This window comes from Microbacterium salsuginis, from assembly GCF_012524205.1.
GTDB classification, from domain to species: domain Bacteria; phylum Actinomycetota; class Actinomycetes; order Actinomycetales; family Microbacteriaceae; genus Microbacterium; species Microbacterium salsuginis.
Genome location: NZ_JABACI010000004.1, coordinates 354,876 through 379,538, shown reverse-complemented (window position 1 = coordinate 379,538; position 24,663 = coordinate 354,876). Strand labels below are relative to the sequence as shown.

At 67.6% G+C, this 24,663-nt stretch carries 24 protein-coding genes and 2 tRNA genes; 11 read left to right on the top strand and 15 right to left on the bottom strand.

Going from position 1 to position 24,663, the window contains the following annotated elements; translation table 11 throughout:
• Positions 1-6 precede the first annotated feature (6 nt).
• The 5 genes from HF576_RS13575 to pknB all read left to right on the top strand — a co-directional run bounded on the left by HF576_RS13575 (position 7) and on the right by pknB (position 7,682).
• Positions 7-1,245, top strand: a complete 1,239-nt coding sequence (locus HF576_RS13575; RefSeq protein WP_168913336.1) for a PP2C family protein-serine/threonine phosphatase — start codon at positions 7-9, stop codon at positions 1,243-1,245.
• Entirely contained in the window at positions 1,242-2,639 is a 1,398-nt protein-coding gene (locus HF576_RS13570) for an FtsW/RodA/SpoVE family cell cycle protein (protein WP_168913335.1), read from the top strand. The genes HF576_RS13575 and HF576_RS13570 overlap by 4 nt, the downstream gene beginning before the upstream one ends.
• A 66-nt stretch (positions 2,640-2,705) precedes the next feature.
• Positions 2,706-4,172 carry a peptidoglycan D,D-transpeptidase FtsI family protein gene (locus HF576_RS13565; RefSeq protein ID WP_168913334.1) on the top strand — a complete coding sequence of 489 codons (1,467 nt, stop codon included), beginning with the start codon at positions 2,706-2,708 and terminating at the stop codon, positions 4,170-4,172.
• Complete coding sequence (locus HF576_RS13560; protein ID WP_205835244.1) at positions 4,169-5,908, top strand: serine/threonine-protein kinase; 1,740 nt, start codon at positions 4,169-4,171, stop codon at positions 5,906-5,908. Before HF576_RS13565 ends, HF576_RS13560 begins: the two co-directional genes overlap by 4 nt.
• A 79-nt stretch (positions 5,909-5,987) precedes the next feature.
• Complete coding sequence (pknB, locus tag HF576_RS13555) at positions 5,988-7,682, top strand: Stk1 family PASTA domain-containing Ser/Thr kinase (protein WP_168913333.1); 1,695 nt, start codon at positions 5,988-5,990, stop codon at positions 7,680-7,682.
• Between the two features lie 129 nt (positions 7,683-7,811).
• On the opposite strand, the gene HF576_RS13550 is transcribed toward pknB, so the two are convergent.
• Genes HF576_RS13550 through HF576_RS13540 form a run of 3 tightly spaced genes read right to left on the bottom strand, consistent with a single transcriptional unit; the run spans position 7,812 to position 9,387 of the window.
• Positions 7,812-8,441 (bottom strand): glutamine amidotransferase-related protein, encoded by a 630-nt coding sequence (locus HF576_RS13550; RefSeq protein WP_168913332.1) that lies wholly within the window; start codon positions 8,439-8,441, stop codon positions 7,812-7,814.
• A complete protein-coding gene (locus tag HF576_RS13545; RefSeq protein ID WP_168913331.1) occupies positions 8,438-8,593 on the bottom strand; it encodes a hypothetical protein in 156 nt (51 codons plus the stop codon). The genes HF576_RS13550 and HF576_RS13545 overlap by 4 nt, the downstream gene beginning before the upstream one ends.
• On the bottom strand, positions 8,593-9,387 hold the full coding sequence (locus tag HF576_RS13540) for a class E sortase (RefSeq protein ID WP_343234279.1): 795 nt from the start codon (positions 9,385-9,387) through the stop codon (positions 8,593-8,595). The genes HF576_RS13545 and HF576_RS13540 overlap by 1 nt, the downstream gene beginning before the upstream one ends.
• A 54-nt stretch (positions 9,388-9,441) precedes the next feature.
• Between HF576_RS13540 and HF576_RS13535 the strand changes: the two genes are divergently transcribed.
• Positions 9,442-9,681, top strand: a complete 240-nt coding sequence (locus HF576_RS13535; protein ID WP_168913330.1) for a cell division protein CrgA — start codon at positions 9,442-9,444, stop codon at positions 9,679-9,681.
• A 134-nt stretch (positions 9,682-9,815) separates the two neighbouring features.
• On the opposite strand, the gene HF576_RS13530 is transcribed toward HF576_RS13535, so the two are convergent.
• Positions 9,816-10,706 carry a rhomboid family intramembrane serine protease gene (locus HF576_RS13530; RefSeq protein ID WP_168913329.1) on the bottom strand — a complete coding sequence of 297 codons (891 nt, stop codon included), beginning with the start codon at positions 10,704-10,706 and terminating at the stop codon, positions 9,816-9,818.
• Positions 10,707-10,730: 24 nt separating this feature from the next.
• Positions 10,731-11,303 (bottom strand): peptidylprolyl isomerase, encoded by a 573-nt coding sequence (locus tag HF576_RS13525; protein WP_168913328.1) that lies wholly within the window; start codon positions 11,301-11,303, stop codon positions 10,731-10,733.
• Positions 11,304-11,398: 95 nt separating this feature from the next.
• Here HF576_RS13525 and HF576_RS13520 point away from each other — a divergent pair, with 95 nt between their 5' ends.
• Together HF576_RS13520 and HF576_RS13515 are read left to right on the top strand one after the other, a co-directional pair.
• Entirely contained in the window at positions 11,399-11,983 is a 585-nt protein-coding gene (locus HF576_RS13520) for a DNA helicase (RefSeq protein ID WP_168913327.1), read from the top strand.
• Complete coding sequence (locus HF576_RS13515) at positions 11,983-12,486, top strand: aminoacyl-tRNA deacylase (protein WP_168913326.1); 504 nt, start codon at positions 11,983-11,985, stop codon at positions 12,484-12,486. Before HF576_RS13520 ends, HF576_RS13515 begins: the two co-directional genes overlap by 1 nt.
• A 15-nt stretch (positions 12,487-12,501) precedes the next feature.
• Here the strand turns inward: HF576_RS13515 and HF576_RS13510 are convergent, their stop codons facing one another.
• The 10 genes from HF576_RS13510 to dnaA all read right to left on the bottom strand — a co-directional run bounded on the left by HF576_RS13510 (position 12,502) and on the right by dnaA (position 23,514).
• The gene (locus tag HF576_RS13510; RefSeq protein ID WP_168913325.1) at positions 12,502-12,927 is read right to left on the bottom strand and encodes an NUDIX hydrolase; all 426 of its coding nucleotides are present in this window, start codon (positions 12,925-12,927) and stop codon (positions 12,502-12,504) included.
• A 227-nt stretch (positions 12,928-13,154) separates the two neighbouring features.
• Positions 13,155-13,227: transfer RNA gene (locus HF576_RS13505), tRNA-Ala, on the bottom strand.
• An 11-nt stretch (positions 13,228-13,238) separates the two neighbouring features.
• Positions 13,239-13,312, bottom strand: a tRNA-Ile gene (locus tag HF576_RS13500).
• A 94-nt stretch (positions 13,313-13,406) separates the two neighbouring features.
• Positions 13,407-13,811: a DUF3566 domain-containing protein gene (locus HF576_RS13495; RefSeq protein WP_168913324.1), complete on the bottom strand. Its 405-nt coding sequence runs from the start codon at positions 13,809-13,811 to the stop codon at positions 13,407-13,409.
• Entirely contained in the window at positions 13,808-16,435 is a 2,628-nt protein-coding gene (gene gyrA, locus HF576_RS13490; RefSeq protein ID WP_168913323.1) for a DNA gyrase subunit A, read from the bottom strand. The genes HF576_RS13495 and gyrA overlap by 4 nt, the downstream gene beginning before the upstream one ends.
• 146 nt (positions 16,436-16,581) lie before the next feature.
• Positions 16,582-18,618, bottom strand: a complete 2,037-nt coding sequence (gene gyrB, locus HF576_RS13485; RefSeq protein WP_168913322.1) for a DNA topoisomerase (ATP-hydrolyzing) subunit B — start codon at positions 18,616-18,618, stop codon at positions 16,582-16,584.
• 122 nt (positions 18,619-18,740) lie between these two features.
• Positions 18,741-19,253, bottom strand: coding sequence for a DciA family protein (locus HF576_RS13480; protein ID WP_168913321.1), 513 nt, complete (start codon positions 19,251-19,253; stop codon positions 18,741-18,743).
• Complete coding sequence (gene recF, locus HF576_RS13475) at positions 19,246-20,412, bottom strand: DNA replication/repair protein RecF (RefSeq protein ID WP_168913320.1); 1,167 nt, start codon at positions 20,410-20,412, stop codon at positions 19,246-19,248. Before recF ends, HF576_RS13480 begins: the two co-directional genes overlap by 8 nt.
• A gap of 58 nt (positions 20,413-20,470) precedes the next feature.
• Positions 20,471-21,622, bottom strand: coding sequence for a DNA polymerase III subunit beta (gene dnaN, locus HF576_RS13470; RefSeq protein ID WP_168913319.1), 1,152 nt, complete (start codon positions 21,620-21,622; stop codon positions 20,471-20,473).
• 446 nt (positions 21,623-22,068) lie between these two features.
• A complete protein-coding gene (gene dnaA, locus HF576_RS13465) occupies positions 22,069-23,514 on the bottom strand; it encodes a chromosomal replication initiator protein DnaA (RefSeq protein WP_168913318.1) in 1,446 nt (481 codons plus the stop codon).
• 309 nt (positions 23,515-23,823) lie between these two features.
• On the opposite strand from dnaA, the gene rpmH reads away from it, so the two are divergent.
• From rpmH to yidD, 3 genes are read left to right on the top strand one after another with little or no spacing between them, the layout of a single operon-like run.
• Positions 23,824-23,961 carry a 50S ribosomal protein L34 gene (gene rpmH, locus HF576_RS13460; RefSeq protein WP_064002918.1) on the top strand — a complete coding sequence of 46 codons (138 nt, stop codon included), beginning with the start codon at positions 23,824-23,826 and terminating at the stop codon, positions 23,959-23,961.
• An 8-nt stretch (positions 23,962-23,969) separates the two neighbouring features.
• On the top strand, positions 23,970-24,305 hold the full coding sequence (gene rnpA / locus HF576_RS13455) for a ribonuclease P protein component (RefSeq protein ID WP_168913317.1): 336 nt from the start codon (positions 23,970-23,972) through the stop codon (positions 24,303-24,305).
• Positions 24,302-24,658: a membrane protein insertion efficiency factor YidD gene (gene yidD / locus HF576_RS13450; protein WP_168913316.1), complete on the top strand. Its 357-nt coding sequence runs from the start codon at positions 24,302-24,304 to the stop codon at positions 24,656-24,658. Before rnpA ends, yidD begins: the two co-directional genes overlap by 4 nt.
• Positions 24,659-24,663: the final 5 nt, after the last annotated feature.

Below are 24,663 nucleotides of genomic sequence, written 5' to 3'. Positions count from 1 at the left end.
CTTCGCATGGTCTTCCAGGGCTCGAGCGCCGCCATCTCGCACACCGGCAAGGTGCGCTCCAACAACCAGGATTCCGGCTATGCCGGCTCGAACCTGTTCGTCGTCGCAGACGGCATGGGAGGCCACGCCGGAGGTGACGTGGCCTCGAGTCTCGCCATCACCCGGCTGGAACGCCTCGACCGTCCGTACGAATCCACGGCCGCCGCCGAGAAGGCCCTGCGCGACGCGATCTCGGACACCGCCGTCGAGCTGATCGACACGGTGCACGTGCGGCCCGAGCTCGCCGGCATGGGCACGACGGTCAGCGCGCTGATCATGGTCGACGAGTACGCGGTCATCGCGCACATCGGGGATTCGCGGATCTACCTGTTCCGCGACGGCGCGCTCACGCAGATCACGACCGACCACACGTTCGTGCAGCGCCTGGTCGACTCGGGGCGCATCACGCCCGAAGAGGCGCGCTACCACCCGCGGCGTTCGGTGCTGATGCGAGTGCTCGGCGACATGGATCCCGATCCCGAGCTCGACTCGTTCATCATGCCGACCCAGCCCGGCGATCGCTGGCTGCTCTGCTCGGACGGCCTGTCGGGCGTCGTCGACGACCCCCACACCGCGAAAGCGCTCGGCATGGGGCTCGCCCCGGGCCGCACCGCCGACCACCTGCTGAAGCAGGCGCTGGACGGCGGCGCCCCCGACAACGTCACGATCGTGCTGGTCGACGTGGGCGGACAGCATCCCGTCTTCTCGGGCACGCCCACGATCGTGGGCTCGGCGTCCAACCCGGTCGGCGTCGAGGTGCCCGCGGCGCGCCCGGGCCGCACCAGCTGGCTGCACCCGAACCGGCAGGCCGCGAACGAGCCCACGCACTTCGAGCCGGCCGCGGAGTTCCTCGAGGAGCTCATCGAAGAGGACCGCCGCCGCGCCCGACGCCGCCGGGTGGGCTGGATCGCGGGCGTCCTGCTCGTGCTCGCCCTCATCGCCGGCGCGATGTGGATCGGCTACCAATGGACCCAGACCCGCTTCTTCGTGGGCGCCGACGAAGACACCGTCGTGATCTACCAGGGCGTGCAGCAGAACATCGGTCCCATCGTCCTGTCCACGCCGTACGAGGACACGCAGATCCCCCTCGACTCGCTGTCGGACTTCGCCCGCGCGACCGTCGAGCAGACCATCTCGGCGAGCTCCCTCTCAGACGCACGGCGTATCGTCGCGAGCATCAGCGACACCGCGGAGGGAGGCGGATGAGCAGCGCACCGACCGGTCAGGCGACCGCCCCCGTGGCCACCGACACCGCCGTCGTGCGGGCGCTGCGGCGCATCCGCGTTCCGCAGACCCAGCGCAACCGTGAGCTGGGGCTGCTCCTGTTCGCCTTCGTGATCAACGGATCGGCGATTGCGCTCGTGCAGCTCGGCGCGATGGGCGCGATCGACTGGACCTTCCTGGTCTACTGCGGCGGCCTCACGGCGCTCGTGATCGCCCTGCACATCCTCCTGCGCCTTCGGGCACGGGATGCCGATCCCTTCGTCGTGCCGATCGCCACGCTGCTGACCGGCATCGGCCTGGCGATGATCTACCGGCTCGACATCGCCGCAGACCGGCACGGGTGGGAGGCGTACTCGACCCGCCAGCTCGCGTGGGCGGCGATCGCTCTCGTCGCGGCGATCGCGGTCGTGCTGTTCCTGAAGAACTACCGCGTGCTCTTCCGGTACACCTACATCTTCGGCTTCGTCGGCATCGTGCTGCTGGTGCTGCCGATCATCCCCGGCCTCAGCGCGGGCGGCAACGCCGACGTGTGGGTCGACCTGGGCTTCTTCACGTTCCAGCCCGGCGAGCTGGCGAAGATCGCTCTCGCGATCTTCTTCGCCGGCTACCTCGTGCGCACCCGCGAGAGCCTGACGTCGACGGGCACCCGCTTCCTCGGCATGACGTGGCCGCGCGCCCGCGAGCTCGGACCGCTGCTGGTGATCTGGCTCGTCTCGCTCGGCATCATCGTGATGCAGCGAGACCTCGGCACGGGCGTGATGATCTTCGGCATGTTCGTCGCGATGCTCTACGTCGCGACCGGCAAGACGAGCTGGGTGCTCATCGGCGTGGTGCTCGCCGTGTCGGGCGCCTTCCTCGCGTCGCGCATCCTGCCCTACGTCGGCGCCCGGTTCACCAACTGGCTCGACGCGTTCAACCCCGAGCGCATGGACAACGAGAGCTATCAGCTCGTCAACGGCCTGTTCGGCATGGCGCACGGCGGGCTCATCGGCACCGGCCTCGGCCAGGGACGGCCGTACATCACGCCGGTGTCCGAGAGCGACTACATCCTCCCGGCGCTGGGTGAAGAACTCGGCCTGATCGGCGTGTTCGCGATCCTCGCCCTGTACATGGTGTTCACGAGCCGCGGCATCCGCATCGGCCTGGCCGGCCAGGACGACTTCGGCAAGCTGCTCGCGACGGGCCTGTCGTTCACGATCGCGCTGCAGGTGTTCATCATGGTCGGCGGCGTCACGCGCATCATCCCGCTCACCGGTCTCACGACACCGTTCCTCGCGGCCGGAGGCTCGTCGCTGGTGGCGAACTGGATCATCGTCGCGCTGCTGCTGAGAATCTCGGATGCCGTCCGCAGCCGTCCCCGGGTGGTGATCGGCTGACATGACGAACGAGCACACCCTGAAGAGCGTGAGCCTGCGAACGCGTATCGCCCGAAGGGGGCGATCATGACAAAAGAACTCAGACGGCTCAGCATCCTGATGCTCGTCATGTTCCTCGCGCTGTTCGCCTCGACCAGCTGGATCCAGGTCGTGCAGGCCGACGCGCTCGGCTCGAACCCGGCCAACAAGCGCACGCTGTACGACTCGTTCGAGGTGCAGCGGGGATCCATCATCGCCAGCGGCGCGGCGATCGCGTCGTCGGTCCCCTCGAACGACGTCTACAGCTGGCAGCGGGTGTACACGGATGCCGACATGTGGGCGCCGGTGACCGGTTACATCAATCCCGCCTTGGGCCCAGGTTCGGTGACCGGCATCGAGCAGGCGATGAACGCCGCGCTGAGCGGCACCGCCGGATCGCAGTTCCTGGCCCGCGTCGAGCGGATCTTCACCGGTCAGCCGCCGCGCGGCTCGAACGTCGTGCTCTCGCTGGACGCCCAGGTGCAGCGCGCCGCCTACGAGGCACTCGGCGACCTGCAGGGCGGCATCCTCGCGATCGAGCCGTCGACCGGACGCGTGCTGGCCATGGTGACGAGCCCCAGCTTCGACACCAACCTGCTGGCCTCGCACATCCCCTCCGAGGTCAACGCGGCCCATGACGCGCTCGTCGCGGATCCCGGCAAGCCGCTGTCGAACCGTGCCATCGCCGGCGATCTGAACCCGCCGGGGTCGACGTTCAAGCTCGTGGTGGCCTCGGCGGCCCTCGCGTCGGGCGAGTACACCCCGCAGTCGACGCTCCCCAACCCGGCGTCGTACCAGCTGCCTCAGTCGAGCAGCCTCGTGTTCAACGCCAGCGGCGGAACGTGCGGCCCGGGCGAGACTGTCACCATCGCCGACGCGCTGCGCCTGAGCTGCAACATCCCGTTCGCCGAGCTGGCGGTCGAACTGGGCGACCAGGCGATCCGCGAAGAGGCCGAGAAGTACGGCTTCGACCGCTCCTTCGAGCTGCCCGTGCTCTCGACCGCGTCGAGCTACCCGCGCACGATCATGGACGACGCGCAGACCGCGCTCAGCGGCTTCGGCCAGGGCCAGGTCACGGCGACGCCGCTGCAGATGGCGATGGTGTCGGCCGGCATCGCCAACGGCGGCGTGGTGATGAACCCCCGCATGGTCGACCGCGTGATCGGACCCGACCTGGCGGTGCAGCAGACATTCGAGGACACCGAGTTCGGACGGGCACTCGACGAGGACATCGCGAACGAGCTCGTGTCGATGATGGTCGCCAATGTCAGTGACGGTGCGGCGTCGGGTGCAAGAATAGACGGGGTCGACGTGGCCGGAAAGACCGGTACCTCGGAGAACGGCCCCGGTGATCCGTATTCACTGTGGTTCACGGGGTTCGCGCCCGCGGAGAGCCCGCAGGTCGCCGTGGCCGTCGTCGTCGAAGACGGTGGCGGTCAAGGACAGTCGGGCAGCGGCAACACCATCGCCGCACCCATCGCGAAAAAGGTCATGGAGGCGGTGCTGGGCAGATGAGACCGACGCAAGGGGTGACCTTCGGCGGCCGTTACGAACTCGATTCGCGTATTGCGATCGGCGGCATGGGCGAAGTGTGGGAGGCGACCGACCACGTCATCGGACGCACCGTCGCCATCAAGATCCTCAAAGACGAGTACATGGGGGACCCGGGCTTCCTCGAGCGCTTCCGCGCCGAGGCGCGGCATGCGGCCCTGGTCAACCACGAGGGCATCGCGAGCGTGTTCGACTACGGCGAGGAGAACGGCAGCGCCTTCCTCGTCATGGAGCTCGTCCCCGGCGAAGCCCTCTCGACCATCCTCGAGCGCGACGGCTCGCTCTCGACCGACAAGACGCTCGACATCGTCGCGCAGACCTCGCTCGCGCTGCAGGCCGCACACGCCGCCGGCCTGGTGCACCGCGACATCAAGCCCGGCAACCTGCTGATCACGCCGGACGGACGCGTCAAGATCACCGACTTCGGCATCGCGCGCATCGCCGACCAGGTGCCGCTGACGGCCACCGGCCAGGTGATGGGCACGGTGCAGTACCTGTCGCCCGAGCAGGCGTCGGGGCATCCGGCATCGCCCGCGACCGACATCTACTCGCTGGGCATCGTCGCGTACGAGAGCCTCGCCGGCAAGAGGCCCTTCACGGGCGAGTCGCAGGTCGCGATCGCGATGGCGCAGATCAACGAGCAGCCGCCGCCGCTTCCGGCGACGGTTGCGGCGCCGGTGCAGAACCTCGTCATGGCGATGATCGCCAAGAAGCCCGAGGATCGTCCGGCATCTGCTGCCGCCGTCGCGCGTGCCGCGACAGCACTGCGCCGTGGTGATGTCGCTGCCGCCGTCGCCGCTGTGCCCGCGGTCGCCGCGGGCGTCGTCGCCACGGATGCGGCCACGCAGCTGCTGACAGCCGGTGGCGAGACGGGCGCCGCCACCGCCATCATGCCGGCACCCGGCGAGCCCGGCGCCGAGGACGAGCAGCCCGCCGAGAAGAAGAAGCGCAGCCCCTGGACGTGGCCGCTCATTGCGCTCATCGCGTTGCTGCTGCTGGTGCTCGCGGGAACGATCTGGGCCGTCCTGGCCAACCAGGGAGACCCGAATCCGGGCCCGTCGACGCCGTCGAGCAGTGCGAGCCGCACACCGTCGAACACGCCCACCCCGGTACCCACCGAGGAACGCGTGGATGTGAACTCGCTAGGGCTCGAGGGGATGACATGCGACGAAGCGCGGGGCGTGCTTGAGGCCAACGATCTGGTCGCCACGTGCACCGCCGGCAATTCCGCCCCCACGGCCGACCAGGAGGGTGTCGTCTACAGCGTCGACCCGACCGGCCGCGTGGAGGCGGGAACCACGATCACGCTCACGACGTACGGGCCTCAGGTCGCCATGCCGACCCCGGGCAACCCGACGCTCGACGCGGCGACGGTCGCGCCCGGTGGCTCCATCGGAGTCAGCTGGCCCGGCTACACCTGCCCTCCGGGCGAGGGGTCGCCGAGCGCCTACAACTTCACGACGTCGGTGGGCACGTTCCCGAACGGCCAGTCGAGCTCTGCATTCGGCGGCTCGGAGCGGAACTCGCAGATCACCGTGCCGGCGAACGTCACGAGTGGAACGGTCATCGTCACCTACACCGTCACCTGCACAGGCGGCCCCTCGGGCGACCGCACGTCCGGGGCATCCGGCGAGGCGACGGCCACCATCCAGCCTGTCGCAACGCCTACACCCCAACCCGAGACCGACGACGAGGGTTGAGCGTCCGGGCGGGCCGCGCTGACGTGCGGCCCGCTCGCGCTCGGATAGTCTGGCTGATGTTCCACGCAGGGGAGTGACTGTGACAGCTGAGCCGCGCGTGCTTTCGGGACGCTATCGCGTCGACGAGGCCATCGGTCGTGGCGGCATGGCCAGCGTCTATCGCGGGTACGACGTCACCCTCGGGCGCGAAGTGGCGATCAAGATCCTCGATCGCGAACTCGCCGACGACAACGCCTTCCGCACGCGGTTCCGTCTCGAGGCGCAGGCCGCCTCGAGGATGGCCCATCCGACGATCGTGCGCGTGTACGACGCGGGGGAGGACTCGCTGACCGGTCCGGACGGCGTGGTGCGCCCCGTGCCGTTCATCGTCATGGAGCTGGTCAAGGGGCATCTGCTCAAGGACATCATCTCGGCGGGCCCGGTCCCGGTGACGGATGCCGTCCGCTATGTCGACGGCATCCTCGAGGCGCTCGAGTACTCGCATCGCGCCGGCGTCGTCCACCGCGACATCAAGCCCGGCAACGTCATGGTCACCGACGCCGGCCAGGTGAAGGTCATGGACTTCGGCATCGCCCGTGCCGTGTCCGACAGCTCCTCGACGGTCGCTGAGACGACGCAGATCCTCGGCACCGCCGCCTACTTCTCGCCCGAGCAGGCCAAGGGCGAGCCCGTCGACGCCCGCGCCGACCTGTACTCGACGGGTGTCGTGCTCTACGAACTGCTCACCGGCCGGCAGCCGTTCCGCGGCGAGTCACCGGTGGCCGTGGCGTACCAGCACGTCAGCGAGGCCCCGGTGCCGCCGTCAGAGGTCAACGAGACGGTGCCGCGCGCGCTCGACACGGTCGCGCTGCGCGCCCTCGCCAAGGACCCCTTCCAGCGCTACCAGGACGCCGGCGGCTTCCGTGAGGCTCTGGACGCGACGGTGGACGGTCGTCAGCCGTCCAAGCGCCAGGTGGGGGCGCTCACGAGCGAGCTCTACGGGCCCAACCCGAAGCAGGCGGCCGAGACGGCCCGCTCGCTCCGGCAGCTGAGCACCGACACCACCATGAAGCGCACGCAGGCCGGACCGCCGGTCGCGTGGATCTGGGCCGGCGTCGGGCTGCTGGCGGTACTGCTCATCTCCCTGCTGTTCTGGGTGCTCACGATCCAGCCGGGCGACGATCTGCCGGCCAACGTGCGCATCGTGCCCGATGTGGCCGGAATGACCTACGAACGCGCGAACGAGGAGCTCGCCGAGCACGACCTGCTCGCGATCCAGGACGAAGAGGCGAGCACGGAGGTCGCGGAGGGAAATGTCATCCGCACCGATCCGGCCGCCGGGACGTCGGTGACCCCCGAGCAGGAGGTGCGCGTCTACGTCTCGACAGGGCAGGAGATGTCGACGGTCCCGCCCCTGGCAGGACTGTCGCAGGATGCCGCCACCACCGCCCTCGCAGAAGCCGGCCTCGCGCTCGGCACGATCACGCAGCGCAACGACCCCGGCCTGACGGGCGGCACCGTCATCTCGGCCGACCAGACCGAGGGCGCGAACGTCCCCGCCGGAACGACGGTGAACCTCGTCGTCGCCTCGGGTCGGGTCACGATCTCGGACGTGCGAGGCTACACCGTCGAGGCCGCGACGCGGGACCTCGAGGAGGTCGAGCTGACCGTCCTCACGCAGGAGGATCCGAACTGCCCGGCCTCGTCGCCGCCCACCGTGTCGGCGCAATCGCTCGCGCCGGGCGATGTGCCGGTGCACTCCGAGATCACGCTGACGTTCTGCTCCGGCACGTGACGATGCCCCGGTCGTTGAGCGAGCTTGCGAGTCGAAACGCAGAGACGAAACGCCTCCAGCCGACCTGATACGTCAGCCACTGCGTTTCGTCTCGGGCGCCAGAGCGCCCTTCGCTCAACGACCGGAGGCTCAACGGCGCGGGCTGAGCTGCGCGCCGCGGGCCGCGGCATCCGGGAATCCCACCGTCGCGAGCCAATTGCCCAGCAGTCGATGGCCGCCCTCGGTGAGCACGCTCTCGGGATGGAACTGCACACCCTGGATCGGTGACGTGCGGTGTGCGACGCCCATGATCACGCCGCCCGCCGTGCGGCTGGTCACGACGAGCTCGCTGGGCAGCGTCTCGGGCACGATGGAGAGCGAGTGGTACCGCGTCGCCGTGAACGGGTCGGGCAGCCCGGAGTACAGCGGCCCGCCGTCGTGGCTGACGAGCGACGTCATGCCGTGCATGAGCTCGGGAGCATGATCGACGCGCGCGCCGAAGGCCTCGGCGATGGCCTGGTGGCCGAGACAGACACCGAGCAGCGGGATGCCGGACTCCGCAGCCGCGCGCACCACCGCGATCGACGCGCCGGCGTCGGCGGGAGCGCCCGGACCCGGCGAGACGAGCACGCCCGCGCGCCCCGTGATCGCGGCCGCCGCGTCGTCGACGGCATCGGCCTCGACCATGTCGGTGTCGGCACCGAGTTCGTGGAGATAGCCCACCAGGGTGTGGACGAAGCTGTCGTGGTTGTCGACGACGAGGATCGGCGCGGCCGTCACTCGACGGTCACTTCCTGCGGGTTGACGAACTGGCTCACCCACGGGAACGCGTAGAAGAAGAGCCCGTAGAGCACCGCCGCGACCACCACGAGGAGGATGATCACGCGCACCCACCAGGGCCCGGGAAGGATCCGCCACAGTCCTGCGTACATCAGGTCACCGCCTGGAGGGATGCCGGAGGGCCGGCATGCATCGGAGTGAAAGACTCGAACACGCCATATCCCACGATACGCTCCGCCAGCGAGAACTTCGGGCTGCAGCTGGTCATCGTGATGTACGGCGTGCCCGCGGGGACATCCATCGCCTGCGGGACGGGCAGCAGCACTTCGACCTCCTTCGGAGTCACATACTCGAGACTGCGGAAGCGATAGGTGTACCAGCCCGCGCGCGTTTCGACCACGATCGCGTCACCCACGTGGAGCTCCGCGATGCGGTTGAACGGCGCTCCGAACGTCGTGCGGTGCGCGGCCACGGCGAAGTTGCCGGGCTCACCGGGCATGCTCGTGCCCGGGTAGTGCCCGATGCCGATGGTGTCGAGGGTGCGTGCAGGTGAGACGCCGCCGGCCATCGGCACGACGTAGTCCGAGCCAAAGCGCGGGATGCGCATGGTCGCGAAGATCTCGGCGTCGCCGGGCTCGGGGAGGATCGGTGGCTCGGCCGTGACCGGTCCGGCCGGCTCGGGCTCATCCGTCGCGACCGGCGCGGGGTCGCTCGCTTCGTACTCCTGCTGCCACTGCTCTGAGAGCTCCTGGCCCATCGCATTCCGCTGCGCTCCGTAGATCACGTCGCCCAGCCACAGCTGCCACGCCACGTAGAGCAGCACGATGACGCCGGCGGTGATGAGCAGCTCGCCGAGCACGCCGATGACCGATGTTCGCCGGCGCGGGCGTCGCCGTGATCGGGTACGGAGGTCCCCGCCCCCCGCGGTTGCCAGTGCTTCCTCCACAGGGGGAGTCTAGTCAGCGCATGCTGTGGCGCGGCTGGCAGTTAGACTCTTCGCATGGCACGACCCGGCAAAGACGACGACTCGCTCGTCGAGCGCGCAGAAGGCGAAGCTGCACCCAACCCGGTGTGGTTCAAGCCCATCATGATCGGCCTCATGCTGATCGGTCTGGTGTGGATCCTCGTCTTCTACCTGAGCGGCATGCAGTACCCGATTCCCGGCATCGACGCCTGGAACCTCGTGATCGGCTTCGGCATCGCGTTCATCGGCTTCCTGATGACGACGCGCTGGCGATAACGACCCCATCCACGCAGAAGCCCCGGCCCTTGTGACCGGGGCTTTTGAGTTGTTAACAACTCTGTTAACACCTGTGAATTACACAGGTGTGATTCTCCCCACCTGTGGATGAACCTGTGGATAACTCCCCGTCGTCACCCCAGCACGAGGGCCGGGGCGAAGACCGGAACGAACAACACGGCGATGAGGCCGGCGCCGACGGCGACCAGCAGCCAGATCTGCAGCGTCCGCTGCCGGGCCGCACGCGTGCGCGTGAAGATGAAGGCCACCAGCAGGCCCACCACGAGCCCTCCGATGTGCGCCTGCCACGAGACGTTGAATCCGGGGATGAATCCGATCACCAGGTTGATGCCGAGCACGATCGCGATGCCGGCGATGTTCGCGCCGAGGTGCCGGCCGATGATGAGCAGTGCACCGAACAGGCCGAAGATCGCACCGGATGCCCCGACCACCGGCGTGCCGAAGGACAGAAGCGTCACGGCGACCGACCCGCCGAGGGTGCTCAGCGCGTACAGGGTGATGAAGCGCCAGCGGCCGAGGAGCGGCTCGAGGCTGCGCCCGATCATCCACAGCGCCAGCATATTCAGGCCGATGTGCCAGAACGAGGAGTGGACGAGCGCGCCTGTCAGGAGCCGCCACGGCTCGAACGATCCGCTGAGGTTCGGGTAGAGCAGGGGCGCCCAGAAGAGCAACGCCTGCTTGACCGCATCGCCCACGCCCGGGATGAGCCCCAGCAGGTACGCGAATGCCGTGATCCCGATGATCGTGTACGTCACGATCGGACGACCGTCGTTGACGATCACCGCCCGCGGCCGTGACCACCGACGCTCCGCCTTGCGCTGCGCAGGCGACTGAGCCTGCTGCTGCTCACGCAGGCACTCCGGGCACACCACACCGACCGCGCCCTGCGTCTGGCACTCGGGGCAGATGGTGCGCAGGCACCGCTGGCAGAGCACGAAGCTCTGACGATCGGGGTGCCGGTAGCAGAAGTTGTCGCGGTTGCGACGGAAGTCGTCGGTGGTCACGCGGCGAGGCTCGGGTCTCTGCGCTCAGACCGCGACGATGTCGATCGACTGGATGACGACCGGCTCGACCGGACGGTCTCCGGCAGCCGTCGGCACCTCGCTGATCGTGTCGACGACGGCCTTGGAGGCGTCGTCGGCGACCTCTCCGAAGATCGTGTGCTTGCCCTGCAGCCACTCCGGACCGCGGCCGCCCTGGCCGGGGACCGTGATGAAGAACTGGGAGCCGTTGGTGCCCTCGGCCTGGCCCGTGATCGCGTTGCGGCGCAGACCGGCGTTGGCCATGGCGAGCTTGTAGGGCTCGGTGAACGTGAGCTCAGGGCTGATCTCGTCGTTGAAGGTGTAGCCGGGGCCGCCGACGCCCTGGCCGAGAGGGTCGCCGCCCTGGATCATGAAGCCCGAGATGACGCGGTGGAAGATGACGTCCTTGTACAGGGGGCCGTCGCCGGGCTTTTCGGTGGCGGGGTGCGTCCACGAGCCGGTGCCGTCGGACAGTCCGATGAAGTTCTGGACGGTGCGCGGGGCCTGGTCGCCGAAGAGGTTGACGACGATGTCGCCGTGGTTGGTATGAATGGTTGCGACTGCGGTGTGAAGGGGCATTCATACATTGAATCAGAGTTCGCTGCAACCCCTCCCGTCCGGGCATCGGTCTGGCAAGATGGGGAGACCGACATCCCCACGACAGGGAGGGCACCGTGAGCCTCAGCCGCAAGCGCAAGAAGGAACTCCACAAGCTTCAGAAGCAGGCCGAGAACCTGTGGGAGACACAGCAGGTGCTGGTCGGCGAGGCCGCGACGGTCGCTCGCGAGGCCGGACGACAGCTGGGTCACTACAGCCGCGAGCACGTCGCGCCGCAGGTGCAGGCGGGGTACGAGAAGTACGCCGCGCCGTATGTCGAGAAGGGCGTCAAGGTCGGCCGTCAGGTGGTCGGCGACACGCTGATCCCGGCCGCCGGCGCGGTCGTCGGCTCGGCGTTGTCGGTGTGGGATGCCGCGAACGACACCCGCTCGCGTCTGGCGAGTGGACGCGGTCTGTCCATGCCGGACTCGAAGAAGTACGCCAAGAAGGCCGACAAGTACTCCCGCGACGCGAGCCGCTTCCTGTCGGCGAAGCTCGACCGCGCGGCTCCGCAGAAGAAGGCGATGGGCGCCGGTGGTGTGATCGCGATCATCCTCGGAGTGGCCGCTGCCGTCGGCGTGCTCTACGCCGCGTGGCAGACGCTCCGTGCCGACGACGAGCTCTGGGTCGCGGACGACCCGCTGCGCGCTCCCGACGCGTGATGACGCTGCCCGAACCCTCGCTCGGGCAACCGGTCGAGGGCGTCGATCGCGTCCGCGCGGCGGCGGCCGCGCGTGGGCTCGAGATCGAGATCAGGGAACGGCCCGCTGCCCACAGCCTTCCCGAGGCGGCCGCGATCCTCGGCATCCGTCCCGCAGACATCGTGAAGACACTCGTGGTCAAGCGCAGTGACGACACGTATCTGTTCGCACTGATCCCTGGGGACCGCGCGATCTCGTGGCCGAAGCTGCGGGCCGTGGTCGGTGTCAACAAGCTGCAGTTGCCGGATCCGCAGCGTGCTCTCGCCGCCACCGGGTACGAGCGGGGCACCATCGTGCCGCTCGGAAGCACCCACGATTGGCCCGTGTACGCCGACGCCCAGATCGCCGGCCGACGCATCGCCATGGGCGCCGGGGCGCACGGCTACAGCCTCTTCGTCGACGCGGACGCCCTCATTCAGGCGTACGGCGCGACCGTCGACGACATCTCGCAGCCGCTCGAGTAGCGGCATCCGGAATCGTCAGACCAGACCCGCCATCTCGAGGGCGATGTCGACGAGCTTGACCCGCTGCAGTTCACGCACGTCGGCGAGGGGGAACCATTCGGCGCGATCGGTCGTGCCGTCGACCTCGTTGCGCAGCCGGCCGCCGGTGACGTGCGCCCGGTACACGATGCGGAGGGTGTGCAGGGGCTCGGTCAGCCCAGGCGTCAGACGTCTGCCGGCCGGGATGACACGGGAGTGGATGCCGAGCAGCTGGTCGACCGTGACGCGATAGCCGGTCTCTTCCCTCACCTCGCGACGTGCCGCGGCCTCGGGATCCTCGCCGGGCTCGAGCCCACCGCCGGGCATCGTCCACGCCCCGCGCCGGCCCTCGTTCCAGTGCGCCAGCAGCAGCCGGTCGTCCTGATCGAGGATGACCGCGTACGCTGCGACACGCAGATCCATGCTTCACCCTATCCACCGGTGCCGAAACGACGAAGAAGCCGGTCCCGCAGGACCGGCTTCGTTCTTCTTGTGGAGCCTAGGAGTCCCCGGCGCTCTCCACGCGCCGCTGGCGCGTCGTGCGGAGCCTCTGCGCCGTGGGCCCATCGAACGCGGCTTCGCCGCCTGTTCGAATCGCCGTGCCCTATAACGTGAATAAGCCGACCCTTCGGGCCGGCTGATCCACGTTGTGGAGCCTAGGAGATTCGAACTCCTGACATCCTGCTTGCAAAGCAGGCGCTCTACCAACTGAGCTAAGGCCCCGGGGCAAAGTGTGGGGCTACCAGGACTTGAACCTGGGACCTCTTCATTATCAGTGAAGCGCTCTAACCGCCTGAGCTATAGCCCCGTTTCGGTGCGGCGCTCGCGCCCCGCAACCTCCAAGACTTTACCCGACGAACGACGATTTCACGAATCGAGGTCGACCGGGATCGGCCGTGGATTCAGTTGGAAGTGAAGCCGACGAGCAGGCCACCCGTCACCTTGACCGCCAGGTTGTAGATGCCGGCGACCACGGCGCCGAGCACCGTGACGACGACGAGATTGAGGATGGCGACGACCGCCGAGAACGCGAGCACCTGCGGGAAGCTCACGAAGTCCGACAGCAGGATGCTGCCATCGGTGAAGCTGCCGAAGAACTTGTCGGCCTCGGCGATGAGCCCCGTCGTCTGGACGACGAGGTACACCACGATGAACGACACCACGGTGACGACGGCGATCGCGATCGCTCCCAGGAACGACAGCTTCACTGCGGACCAGAAGTCGATGTACACCAAGCGCAGGCGCACCTGCTTGGCGCTGGTCTTGCTGCTGGATTTCTTCGCGAGCTTGTCGGCTACCGTGCTCATGCGTCAGTGCTCTCTTCGGGGGTCTCGGGCGAGGCGTCCGACGCTGTGGAGGGTTCAGCGGTCGGATCTTCGTCGGGGGCCTCGGCGGCGTCCTCGGCTTCTGCTGTCAGGGTTCGCTCGATGTTGCGGGCGATCGCAAGGATGCGATCGTCTCCACCAGCACGGGCGAAAACGACGCCCATGGTGTCGCGACCCTTGGCAGGCACCTCGGCCACGGCAGAGCGTACCACCTTGCCGCTGGCAAGAACCACCAAGACCTCGTCGTCCTCCGAGACGATCAGACCGCCCGCGAGATCGCCGCGATCCTCGTTCAGTTTGGCCACCTTGATGCCCAGTCCGCCGCGGTTCTGCACCCGGTACTGGTCGACGGCGGTGCGCTTGGCGTAGCCGCCCTCGGTGACGACGAACACGTACTCGTCGTCCTTGGCGACGGATGCCGAGAGCAGGCTGTCGCCCCCGCGGAAGTCCATGCCCTTCACACCCGACGTCGAGCGGCCCATCGGACGCAGCGCGGAATCGGTCGCCGAGAAGCGCAGCGACATGCCGTGCCGGCTGATGAGCAGGATGTCGTCGCCCTCGTCGACGAGCAGGGCGCTGACGACCTCGTCATCGGTGTCGGCATCGGAATCCTCCGCTTCGTCCGACCCGTTGCCGCGCAGCTTGATCGCGATGATCCCGCCCTGACGGTTCGTGTCGTACTCGGTCAGGCGCGTCTTCTTGACCAGTCCGTTGCGTGTTGCCAGCACCAGGTAGGTGGCGACCGCGTAGTCGCGGATGTCGAGGATCTGCGCGATCTCCTCGTCGGGCTGCAGCGCGAGGAGGTTCGCGACGTGCTGACCCTTGGCATCCCGCCCCGCCTCAGGCACTTCGTACGCCTTCGAGCGGTAGACCCGGCCCTTGTTCGTGAAGAACAGGAGCCAGTGGTGCGTCGTGGTGACGAAGAAGTGCTCGACCACGTCGTCGGCGCGCAGCTGCGCGCCCTTGACGCCCTTGCCGCCACGGTGCTGCTGGCGGTAGTTGTCGCTGCGGGTGCGCTTGATGTAGCCGTCGCGAGTGACCGAGACCACCATCTCCTCTTCGGGGATGAGGTCTTCCATCGACATGTCGCCGTCGAAGCCGTGCAGGATGTGGGTGCGGCGCTCGTCGCCGAACTTGTCCACGATCCCGGCGAGCTCGTCGTGCACGATGCTGCGCTGGCGCATCGGCTTGACGAGGATGTCGTTGAGGTCGGTGATCTTCGCCTCGAGCTCGGTGGCCTCGTCGATGATCTTCTGGCGCTCGAGTGCGGCCAGGCGACGCAGCTGCATCTGCAGGATGGCGTCGGCCTGGATCTCGTCGATGTCGAGCAGGCTCTTCAGGCCCTCGCGCGCATCGTCGACGGTCGGCGAGCGGCGGATCAGTGCGATGACCTCATCGAGCGCATCGAGCGCCTTGAGGTAGCCGCGCAGGATGTGCATGCGCTTCTCGGCCTCGCGCAGGCGGTACTGGGTCCGGCGGACGATGACCTCGATCTGGTGCTCGATCCAGTACGAGATGAAGCCGTCGAGGGGCAGCGTGCGCGGCACTCCGTCGACGATCGCGAGCATGTTCGCGCCGAAGTTCTCCTGCAGCTGGGTGTGCTTGTACAGATTGTTGAGCACGACCTTGGCAACGGCGTCCCGCTTCAGCACCACGACCAGGCGCTGACCGGTGCGGTCGCTCGTCTCGTCGCGGATGTCGGCGATGCCCGTGATCTTGCCCTCGCGAGCGAGGTCGCCGATCTTGACCGCGAGGTTGTCGGGGTTCACCTGGTAGGGCAGCTCGGTGATGACCAGGCACGTGCGGCCCTGGAGCTCTTCGATCGAGACGACCGCGCGCATCGTGATGGAGCCGCGGCCCGTGCGGTACGCCTCGCGCACACCCTTGGTGCCGAGGATCTGCGCGCCCGTCGGGAAGTCCGGCCCCGGGATGCGCTCCATGAGCGCGTCGAGCAGTTCCTCGCGCGAGGCCTCAGGGTTCTCGAGCGCCCACAGTGCGCCGGCTGCCACCTCGCGAAGGTTGTGCGGAGGGATGTTGGTCGCCATGCCGACCGCGATGCCGACCGAGCCGTTGACGAGGAGGTTCGGGAAGCGGGCCGGCAGGACCGTCGGCTCCTGCGTCTGACCGTCGTAGTTGTCCTGGAAGTCGACGGTGTCCTCTTCGATGTCGCGCACCATCTCGAGCGCGAGCGTCGCCATCTTCGTCTCGGTGTACCGCGGTGCCGCAGCGCCCATGTTGCCCGGCGACCCGAAGTTGCCCTGACCCTGAGCGAGCGGGTACCGCAGCGACCACGGCTGAACGAGACGGACGAGGGCGTCGTAGATGGGGGCGTCACCGTGCGGGTGATACTGACCCATCACCTCGCCGACGACGCGCGCGCACTTCGAGAACGACTTGTCGGGACGGAAGCCGCCGTCGTACATGCCGTAGATGACGCGGCGGTGCACCGGCTTCAGCCCATCGCGCACATCCGGCAGGGCGCGCCCGACGATGACCGCCATCGCGTAGTCGAGGTAGCTGCGCTGCATCTCGAGCTGCAGGTCGACCTGATCGATCCGGCCGTGCTCGTGCTCGGCGTTGGGGTCGGGACGTTCTTCGTCAGCCATGTCTCGTCTTTCGTCTTCTGCGTTTCGTCTCGTCGCTTCGCTCCTCGCTCAACGAGCGAGGATGTGCCGGTCGTTGAGCGACATTTCGGCTCGCTTCGCTCGCCCCATGCGGGTCTGCGCGAGACGAGACGCCCACGACCATGTATTCAGATATCGAGGAAGCGGACGTCCTTGGCGTTGCGCTGGATGAACGTGCGCCGCGATTCGACGTCCTCGCCCATCAGCACCGAGAAGATCTCGTCCGCGGCGGCGGCGTCGTCGATGGTCACCTGGCGGAGCGTCCGGGTGGTGTGGTCCATCGTGGTCTCCCACAGCTCTTTGGCGTTCATCTCGCCCAGACCCTTGTAGCGCTGGACGCCCGAGTCCTTCGGGATCCGCTTGCCGTTGGCGAGACCGTGCTCCAGGAGCGCATCCCGCTCCTTGTCGGAGTACACGTACTCGTGCGCCGAGTTGGTCCACTTCAGCCGGTACAGCGGAGGCATCGCGAGGTAGACGAAGCCCGCCTCGATCAGCCCGCGCATGTAACGGAACAGGAGCGTCAGCAGCAGCGTGGTGATGTGCTGGCCGTCGACATCGGCATCGGCCATGAGCACGATCTTGTGATACCGCGCCTTGTCGATGTCGAAGTCCTCACCGATGCCCGTGCCGAATGCCTGGATCATCGCCTGGACCTCTTTGTTAGAGAGGGCCTTGTCGAGTCGAGCGCGCTCGACGTTGAGGATCTTGCCGCGCAGCGCGAGGATCGCCTGCGTGTGCGGGTCACGGCCCTGCACCGCCGAACCGCCGGCCGAGTCGCCCTCCACGAGGAAGATCTCGCTGATCGAGGGGTCCTTGCTCGTGCAGTCCTTGAGCTTGTCGGGCATCGCTGCCGATTCGAACACGCTCTTGCGGCGAGCCGTCTCACGCGCCTTTCGCGCGGCGAGGCGTGCGCTGGCCGCGTCGATCGCCTTGCGGATGACGTTCTTGGCCTGAGCCGGGTTGCGGTCGAACCAATCTCCCAGCTGATCGCCGACGACCTTCTGCACGAACGCCTTCGCCTCGGTGTTGCCGAGCTTCGTCTTGGTCTGACCCTCGAACTGCGGTTCCGACAGCTTCACCGAGATGACCGCGGTGAGGCCCTCTCGGATGTCTTCGCCGGTGAGGTTGTCGTCCTTCTCCTTGAGGAGGTTGTTGCTGCGCGCGTAGCGGTTCACGAGCGTCGTGAGCGCGGCGCGGAAGCCCTCTTCGTGCGTGCCGCCCTCGTGCGTGTTGATGGTGTTGGCGTACGTGAAGACGTTCTCGGTGTAGCTCGTGGTCCACTGCATCGCCATCTCGAGGGCGATCTTGCGGCCGGAGTCCTCAGACTCGACCTCGATGATCTCGTCGTTGACGACATCCGCGTGGCGCACCTTGTTGAGGTGCTCGACGTAGTCGACCAGCCCGCGCTCGTAGAGGAAGCTGTCGTGGCGCGGCTGCGGCTCGTCGACCCCGTCACCGGGGTTGTCGTCGGGCACCAGCGCGTTGGGCCGCTCGTCGCGGAGGCTGATGCGCAGGCCCTTGTTCAGGAACGCCATCTGCTGGAAGCGGGTGCGCAGGGTGTCGTAGTCGAAATCGATGGTCTCGAAGATCGAGTCGTCCGGCCAGAACGTGATCGTCGTACCGGTCTCGCTGCTCTCCTCGCCCTTGGCCAGCGGCGCCTGCGGCTGCCCGCCGTCGCGGTAGGACTGTCGCCAGACGTGACCCTGCTGACGCACCTCTACTTCGAGGCGGGTCGACAGGGCGTTGACCACCGAGGAGCCGACGCCGTGCAGGCCGCCCGAGACGGCGTACGCGCCGCCGCCGAACTTTCCACCGGCGTGGAGGACGGTGAGCACGACCTCGACCGTCGACTTTCCTTCGCTCTTGTGGATGCCGACCGGGATGCCGCGGCCGTTGTCGGCTACCCGCACACCGCCGTCACTGAGGATCGTGACCTCGATGTTGTCGCAGTAGCCGGCCAGCGCCTCGTCGACGGAGTTGTCGACGATCTCCTGGACCAGGTGGTGCAGACCGCGCTCACCGGTCGATCCGATGTACATGCCGGGGCGCTTGCGCACGGCCTCGAGGCCTTCGAGCACCTGGATGTCGTCTGCCCCATATTCACCGGGAGCCTGAACGAGGTGGTCGGGTTCCTCAGGAACGTTGTCGGGGTTGTCGGGCGTCATCTTCGCGAGGGCTCCATATCCTTCGATGGGGGCCTCGACAGTCTATCGGTTTTCGGCCCGGTCACGCGGCGTACGCGCCCCGCTGAGGCCAGGAAATCCCTCCGGACACCTTCAGAGATGCCTCAACCGTAGGTATCGCGCGGGCCACGCCCTGGAATCGTTCTGGGACCCCATTTCCAGGAGGGGACGTCCGGCCCGATGAAGCGCACCGCTGTGACCCCCGCGTCGGGGAACCGGCGGACGATCTCCGACAGGATGTGCGCCCTCATCAGCTGCAGCTGCTTCGCCCACGCCGTCGAATCGGCCTGGACGGTGAGCGAACCCTCCGAGAAGGCGACCGGGCGCGTGTGCCGCGCGGTGTCTTCGCCGGCGACCTCGGCCCATGCGCGCACGACGTCTTCGCGAGCCAGCTCCTTGTCCCAGCCGGCCTCGCGCGTGAGGTCGGCGAGCACGTCGCCCACTCCGCGCGGATCGCGCCCCGGTGTGAACGGCGCGTTCTCGTCGTCGACGACACGACGTCGCTTCTTACGGAAGGTGCGCGCCGACGGCTCGAGCCCTCGCAGCCGCAGATAGGTCGCGATCGTCTCGGGGATGCGCGGGGTCTCGCCCTCCGGGGCACCCGTGCCCTCAGGCATCCGTCGCCTCCTCCACGATCCGGCCCGCCTCCACCCGCACCATGCGCGCGCGCAGGATGTCGGGAACATCGCCTTCGACGGCCGCGGTCACCACGACCTGCTCGTAGTCTCCGGCGAGTCCGGCCAGCCGCGCGCGGCGATCGGTGTCGAGCTCCGCGAAGACGTCGTCGAGGATCAGCACCGGATCTCCGAGCAGAGACTCTTCCCGCAGCAGTTCGGCGGACGCCAGCCGGAGCGAGAGCGCCACCGACCAGGATTCCCCGTGCGACGCGTACCCCTTGACCGGAAGTCCGCGGATCCGCAGCAGCAGATCGTCGCGATGCGGACCGACGAGTGTGAGTCCCCGATCCAGCTCAGCAACGCGGCGGGCGGCCAGCGCCTCACGGAACTGCGCGGCGATGTCGGCGACGTCGGCGGTGACGACAGCCGGCGTGCCGGCGTCATCGCTGTCGGGGTCGTTCCCGCGGATCGACAGCGCCCATTCGATCTCGGGATCGTGGTCGGCGCCGGCGATCGAGGTGTAGGCCGCGGCGAGCGGTGCGGCCAGGTCGGCGGCGAGGGCCAGCCGCGCCTGGATGACCTGCGTGCCGAGCGTGACGAGCTTGTCGTCCCACACGTCGAGCGTCGACAGCGCGTCGCCACGGACGCCACGCGCCCTGGCCGATTTGAGCAGAGCGGTGCGCTGCTTGAGCACGCGGTCGTAGTCGCCGAGCACGCCGGACATGCGGGGTGCCCGCTGCACCAGCAGCTGATCGGCGAAGCGGCGACGCGCCGACGGGTCGCCGCGGACGATCTGGAGATCCTCCGGCGCGAACAGAACGACCTGCGCATACCTCGGAAGCTCGGAGGGCTTGACCGCGGAGCCGTTCACGCGCGCCTTGTTGGATCCCTGCCGGTTGACCTGCGCCTCGAGCTGCACGCGGCGCTCACCGTGGGCGAGCCGCGCGCGGATGATCGCGGCATCCGCTCCATCGCGCACCATCGGCGCATCGTTCGACACGCGATGAGACCCGAGAGTCGCGAAGAACGCGATCGCCTCGGCGAGATTGGTCTTGCCCTGACCGTTGCGGCCGACGAAGACGTTCGGACCGGGAACGAGAGTCACATCGGCCGCCGCATAGTTGCGGAAGTCCACGAGACTCAGCTGCTCCACGATCACCGGTCAAGCCTAGTTCGACGGCCCGACGTCGCCCCGGCGATGCGGGCGCTCCCGGAGGTCAGCGCAGCAGCAGGTTGGGCTGCAGGAGGTAGCGGAACGACTCTTCACCGGCCCGGTCCACCGACGTCTGCGGGGTGATGAGCACGGGGCTGAGCTTGTTGGCGTTCTCGCTCGACGTGAACGTGATGCGGACGAACTCGCTCTTCACCGCGCCGAGTGACTCGAGCAGGTACTGCGGGTTCAGACCGAGCGTGACGTCCTCGCCGACGAGGTTGGCATCGACCGACTCGGTCGCGCGCGCCTGCTCGGTGCCGGAAGCATCCATCGACACGGCATCCGTTGTGAACGTGAACCGCAGCGGTGCCGAGCGGTCCAGCACGAGCGACACACGGCGCACCGCCTCGGCGAGGTCGGCGGTGTTGACCACGGCGTGGTGCTCGGTCTGCTCGGGGAACAGCCGGCGAACCGGCGGGAAGTTGCCCTTGATCAGCAGCGACGTGACCGTCTTGTTGCCCGCCGTGAACGCGATGATCTCGCGATCGCCGGTTCCCGAGAAGGCGATGGAGATGTCGCCGCCGTGCGCGAAGGTCTTGCCGACTTCGGTCAGGGTGCGCGCCGGCACGAGCGCCGTGGTCGATTCCTCCGAAGCTGTACCGCCGCCATCCCACGGGATCTCGCGCAGCGCCACGCGGTAGCGGTCGGTGGCGACAAGGCTGAGACTCGTGCCCGACACCTCGAGCTGCACGCCGGTGAGCACGGGGGTCACGTCATCGCGCGATGCCGCGAAAGCGACCTGCGCGATCGCCGTGGCGAAATCCTCGCCGGGAACGAGTCCCGAGTCGCCCGAGACCTCGGGAATCGCCGGATACTCCTGCACCGGCATCGAGGCCAGGGTGAACCGAGCCGAACCGCAGGTGAGGAGGATGCCGTTGTCTTCATCGACGGCGATCTCTATCGGAGCGTTCGGGAGCCGGCTGGCGATGTCGGAGAGAAGCCGGCCGTGCACGAGGATCGTGCCGGGCTCGTCGACGGTGGCTTCGATCGTCGTCCGCGCCGAGGCCTCGTAGTCGAAGGCGGCGAGGGACAGTCCGTCGGAGGATGCCTCGATCAGCACGCCGGCGAGGATCGGCTGGGGGTTGCGCTGCGGCAGGAGCTTGACGACGAACGATACGGCTTCGCTGAACACATCGCGATTGACGTGGAACTTCACGAACGCTCCCTCTGCAGCGGACCCGCAGGCTGCGGGCTCGGGGTTCTCATGCTAGTGGCACGTCTGCCGAATGCCAGTCCCGCTCTTGGCGAGCGACGCTTCCACCGGTCTGTCCACCGCAAAGGTGATCGGACGGTTTCAATGAGAAGGACTTTTGTCATGGTGTTAACGGCTGTGGAAACTGTGGACAACTCCCCCGATCCCAATCGGCACACCGAAACCACACGCGTGTGAGTTGTGGAGCGGCTGCGGATGGACTTTGGAATGCCGGATGCCGGGTCTCCAGGCATCCGGAATCCATCCACAGGGCTTCGACAGATCTTCACAGCCGTTTCCGCAGCCCCGAAGAGTTATCCACAGGTTTTCCACACTGTGCAGAACGCGAATAATGGCCCCGTCCGCAACGGGTGTCAAGGACTTCTTGCGGCATATGCCGACACACGGCGTCAGCGGCCGTTGCGGCCCAGCTGAGTCGTGATCTCGGAGACCTGGTTGTAGATCGAGCGACGCTCTTTCATGAGGTCGCTGATCTTCTTATAGGCGTACATCACGGTGGTGTGATCGCGGTTGCCGAAAAGCTGGCCGATCTTCGGCAGCGACAGGCTCGTGCGCTCACGGCACAGATACATGGCGATCTGGCGAGCCGTCGCGACGGACTGCGAGCGACTCGAGCCGTACAGGTCGTCGACGGTGAGCTTGAAGTATGCCGCGGTCGCCGTGATGATGTCGGTCGGCGAGATGACGTTGGCGTCATCCTGGTCGACGATGTCGCGCAGGACGGTCTGCGCGAGCGACATGTCGAGCGTCGAGCGGTTGAGGCTTGCAAAAGCGGAGACGCGGATCAGGGCGCCCTCGAGCTCGCGGATGTTGCTCGAGACGACCGTGGCGATGTACTCGAGGACCTCGTCGGGGATGTGCAGCCGCTCGGACTGCGCCTTCTTGCGCAGGATCGCGATGCGGGTCTCGAGGTCGGGCGCCTGCACATCTGTGATGAGGCCCCACTCGAACCGGCTGCGCATGCGGTCCTCGAAGCCCGTCAGGTGCTTCGGGGGCACATCGCTGGTGATCACGACCTGCTTGTCGTGGTCATGCAGCTGGTTGAAGGTGTGGAAGAACGCCTCCTGCGTCTCGGCACGGCCCTGCAGGAACTGGATGTCATCGATCAGCAGGATGTCGACGTCGCGATACCGCGCCTGGAATGCCGAACCCCTGTTGTTGGCGATCGAGTTGATGAAGTCGTTCGTGAACTCCTCGCTCGAGACGTACCGCACGCGGATGCCGGCGTACAGACTCAGCGCGTAGTCGCCGATCGCGTGAAGAAGGTGCGTCTTGCCCAGGCCCGAGTCGCCGTAGATGAACAGCGGGTTGTACGCCTTGGCAGGTGCTTCGGCGACTGCGACCGCGGCGGCATGCGCGAAGCGGTTGGACTGGCCGATGACGAAGTTGTCGAACGTGTACTTGGGGTTCAGTCGGGTGTCGCTGCGCGAGACGGATGCCGGTTCGGCCGGCTCGTCCAGCGGCGGGCGGCCGACGGGCGATGGGCCGGGGGCGGGATGGTTGCCGCCGAGTGCGCCCGACTGGATCGGGATGGGTGCGGTCAGGTGTGCGTCGGCGAGATCAGGATTGACCACGACGCGGAACGTCGATGCCGGATTCTGGCCCTCCTGGTCGACGCGCGAGAGCGCCTCCATGATGGGTGCGCGCATGCGCTTGGTGAACTGCGCGGCCGTCAGGTCGTTGGGCACATCGAGATAGAGGGTGCCGCCCATGACCCCCTGCGGAACGGCGAGGCTGATGAATCCGTGAAGCTGCGGCGTGATCCGCTCATCGTTCACGAGCTCTTCGAGCACGGCTGACCAGACTGGGACGTCTGGGACTTCGTGCGGTGACATGGCCCCCCCGGGTTGTTGATGATTCCACCGGGTGCCGCGGAATCGCCGTGACTGGCCTGTGGATAACTGCCGGAGCCACGCTAGTCAGCGGGCGTCGTGTGAGCAAACTCCACTGTAGGACTCGCCCGCGTGTCACTGCCATGCCCAGTTCGCGATCCGGGGCATAATGACACGTTCCTCACTCGGTTTGAGTTATCGGGCGACTCGACGTAGCCTTAATCGGTTGACTTATGCCCTCGCGGCAGTCCCTTTGTAAGAGCGTCCCCGGTCTCGAGCGTCCCGGTGACACCTGATCGGAAGAAAACCCTCATGAGCAAGCGCACCTTCCAGCCCAACAACCGCCGCCGCGCCAAGAAGCACGGCTTCCGCGCCCGCATGCGCACCCGCGCCGGCCGCGCCATCCTCTCGGCTCGTCGCTCCAAGGGGCGCACCGAGCTCTCGGCCTGACCCGAGCGGTGCTCGCGAGGCCGAACCGACTCACCCGCGGGACGGAATACAAGGCCGTCGTCCGTCGGGGTCGTCGCTGTGCCGGAGCGCACACCATCACCTACGTGAACCGCGTCGAGACCGAAGGTCCGGCGCGGTTCGGTTTCATCGTGAGTCGTCAGGTCGGAGGCGCTGTGGTGCGCAACACCGTCCGGCGACGACTCAAGGCGGTGTGCGCCGAGTCGCTGCCGGCCGTGGCCGATGGCAGTGACGTCGTGATCCGCGCGCTGCCCAGTGCGGCGACGGCGTCCTTCGCCGACCTGCGCGATGAGGTCTCGCGGTGCCTCGCACGGAGAGCAGCATGAGCGTCCTCCCGGCCTACGCCCTCGGCGACGCCCGGTTCGAGGCATCCGATCTGCTCCGCAGCATCCCGCTGCTCCCCCGCAACGCGGCTCTCGCTCTTCTCCACGGTTACCGTGCGACCATCTCTCACACCTATGGAGACGTCTGCAAGTACTACCCGTCGTGCTCGGCCTACGCCGTCGGCGCGGTGCAGCAGCATGGCGCCCTCGTCGGCTCGGCGCTCACGGCGCGGCGGATCGCTCGTTGCCACCCCTGGGCGGCCGGCGGCGTGGACGACGTCCCTCCTCATAAGAACTTCCGGCACGCGCTGACCCCACACGGTTTCGTCGTGCCCGCCCCCACCGGAAAGGACTGATCCGC